Source organism: Nocardiopsis salina YIM 90010 (assembly GCF_000341025.1).
In the GTDB taxonomy this organism is placed as follows: domain Bacteria; phylum Actinomycetota; class Actinomycetes; order Streptosporangiales; family Streptosporangiaceae; genus Nocardiopsis; species Nocardiopsis salina.
Genome location: NZ_ANBF01000239.1, coordinates 1 through 2981 on the forward strand (window position 1 = coordinate 1; position 2981 = coordinate 2981).

Genomic DNA, 2981 nt, shown 5'->3' on the forward strand with positions numbered 1-2981 from the left:
GACCTCAAGGTGCCGGTCGACCCGCGCGAGGTCCTCGCCCGTGTCGTGGACGGCTCGGAGTTCGACGAGTTCAAGCCCGCCTACGGGGAGGGCCTGGTCACCGGCTGGGCCACCCTGCACGGGTACCCCGTCGGCATCCTCGCCAACGACCAGGGCGTGCTCTTCAGCGAGGAGGCGCAGAAGGCCACCCAGTTCATCCAGCTCGCCAACCGCTCCGACACCCCGCTGGTGTTCCTGCACAACACCACCGGCTACATGGTCGGCGCCGACTACGAGCAGGGCGGCATCATCAAGCACGGCTCGATGATGATCAACGCCGTCTCCAACAGCACCGTCCCGCACTTCTCGGTGCTCATCGGCGCCTCCTACGGGGCCGGGCACTACGGCATGTGCGGACGCGCCTACGACCCCCGGTTCCTGTTCGCATGGCCCAGCGCCCGCTCCTCGGTCATGGGACCCAAACAGCTCGCCGAGGTGCTCTCCATCGTCGCCCGGCAGTCGGCGGAGAAGAAGGGCCAGCCCTACGACGAGGAGCAGGACGCCGCCGTGCGCGAGATGGTCGAGAACCAGATCGAGTCCGAGTCCCTGCCGTTGTTCCTGTCCGGGCGGGTCTACGACGACGGTGTCATCGATCCCCGCGACACCCGCACCGTCCTGGGCCTGTGTCTGTCCTTCGCCCACAACGCCCCGGTGGAGGGCACCGACGCCTTCGGGGTCTTCCGGATGTGAACCGCCGACCGTCCCCGTCCCCACCGTCCGCCGTCCCGGCCCGTCGCCGGGCACCGTCCGGGAGAACCAGGTGAACACACCCCTCACCCCACCGACCAGAACCATCTCCACCCTCCTCGTGGCCAACCGCGGTGAGATCGCCCGCCGGATCACCCGTACCTGCCGGGACCTCGGGGTCGCGGCCGTGGCCGTGTACACCCCCGGGGAGGAGGACGCTCCCCACGTCACCGACGCCGACGCCGCCGTGTGCCTGGCAGTGCCCGAGGGCCGAGGCGCCGTCGACGCCTACCTCGACCCCCCGGCCCTCGTGGACGCCGCCCGCACCGCCGGGGCCGACGCCGTCCACCCCGGGTACGGGTTCCTGTCGGAGAACGCCGCCTTCGCCCGCGCGGTACTCGACGCCGACCTGACCTGGGTCGGTCCGCCGCCCGAGGCCATCGAGGAGATGGGAGCCAAGACCCGGGCCAAGGAGATCGCCGGCGAGGCCGGGGTCCCCGTCTCCCAGGCCCTGACCGCAGAGCAGGTCGAGGCCTCCCACCTGCCCGTGCTCGTCAAGGCCTCCTCCGGGGGCGGCGGCCGGGGCATGCGTGTGGTGCACGACCTGGAGAGCCTGGCCGAGGAGGTCGACCGCGCCTCCGCCGAGGCCGCCTCCGCCTTCGGCGACCCCACCGTGTTCTGCGAGCCCTACGTCGAACGCGGCCGCCACGTCGAGGTGCAGGTCCTGGCGGACACCCACGGCACCGTCTGGGCGGTGGGCGAACGCGACTGCTCGGTGCAGCGCCGCCACCAGAAGGTCGTGGAGGAGGCGCCCGCGCCCGGCCTGGGCGACACACTCCGCGAGACCCTGCACGGGGCCGCCCGACGCATGGCCGAGCGCATCGGTTACGTGGGTGCCGGCACTGCCGAGTTCCTGGTGCCCGTCGCCGAGGACGGCACCCCCGGCGACCCGGTCTTCCTGGAGATGAACACCCGTCTGCAGGTCGAACACCCCGTCACCGAGTGCGTGACCGGCCTGGACCTGGTCGAGTGGCAGATCCGCGTGGCCGAGGGCGAGCACCTGCCCGACGGCGGCCCGCCCGCACCCCGCGGCCATGCCGTCGAGGTGCGCCTGTACGCGGAGGACCCCCGCAACGACTGGCGTCCGCGCACCGGGACCCTGCACGTCTTCGAGGTCCCTGCCGCCCGCTGCGCCTTCACCCCGCTCACCGAACCCGGGGTGCGCCTGGACAGTGGCGTGGCCGCCGGAGACAGCGTCGGAACCGACTTCGACCCCATGCTCGCCAAGGTCGTGGCTGTGGGGCGCGACCGCCGCGACGCCCTGCGCCGGCTCAGCTCCGCCCTGGCCGGGGCCCTGGTCCACGGCGTCGGGACCAACCGCGACCTGCTGGTACGGACCCTTCGCCACCCCGCCTTCGCCGCGGGCGCGCCGCACACCGGATTCCTGGCCGGAGACCGGCTCACCGCCCTGGCTCAGCCGCTGGCCGACCGCGCCGCCGAACACCTCTCCGCGCTGGCCGCGAGCCTGTCGGCGGCCGAGGAGGCCCGTGCCCGCACCCCGGTTCCGGCCGGGATCGCCGCGAACTGGCGCAACCTCACGTCCCAGGCGCAGACGCGCCGCCACACCACCGACGAGGGGCACGAGCTCACCAGCTCCTACCGCACCTCAGGCGGTTCCTACCTGCCGGAGCAGGAGGGCGTGCGCGTGCTCTCGGCCCGCCCCGGCCACGTGGTCCTGGAGGCCGACGGGGTGCGCCGCGGCTTCGACGTGCACGTCCACCCCGGCTCCGACCACGTGCACGTGGAGTCGGCGCTCGGCCCCCTCACCCTGGTCCCCGTCGACCCGCTCCCTGCACCCGAGGCGGTCGTCGACCCCGGTGCCCTTCCCGCCCCCATGCCGGGCACCGTCACCTCGGTCGGTGTGACCGTCGGGGAGAAGGTCGCCGAGGGCCAGACCCTGCTGCGTATGGAAGCGATGAAGATGGAGCACCGCGTCACCGCCCCCGCCGCCGGTGCCGTCCGGGAGATCCCGGTCGCGGAGGGGCAGAAGGTCTCGGCCGGCACACCGCTGGCCGTGCTCGACTACGAAGGGCAGGACTCTTGACCGGCGCCATGACCTTCACCGAACCGTCCGAACGCACCGAACTCCGGGCTGCCGTGTCGGCCTTCGCCGCCGAGTACGGGCAGGAGTACTACCGTGCCCGAGCCAAGGAGGGCGCCTACCTCACCGACCTGTGGAAGCGGGCCGGCGAACT

The 2981-nt window shown here is 72.9% G+C and carries 2 protein-coding genes and 1 pseudogene; all 3 read left to right on the forward strand.

Going from position 1 to position 2981, the window contains the following annotated elements:
* On the forward strand, nucleotides 1-729 hold a 729-nt coding region (locus D474_RS0126170), incomplete at its 5' end, for a carboxyl transferase domain-containing protein (RefSeq protein WP_017616444.1).
* A 70-nt stretch (nucleotides 730-799) separates the two neighbouring features.
* Nucleotides 800-2830: an acetyl/propionyl/methylcrotonyl-CoA carboxylase subunit alpha gene (locus D474_RS0126175; RefSeq protein WP_017616445.1), complete on the forward strand. Its 2031-nt coding sequence runs from the start codon at nucleotides 800-802 to the stop codon at nucleotides 2828-2830.
* Nucleotides 2827-2981 (forward strand): annotated as a pseudogene (locus tag D474_RS33730) (acyl-CoA dehydrogenase family protein); the annotation flags it as partial. The gene D474_RS0126175 and the pseudogene D474_RS33730, both read left to right, overlap by 4 nt.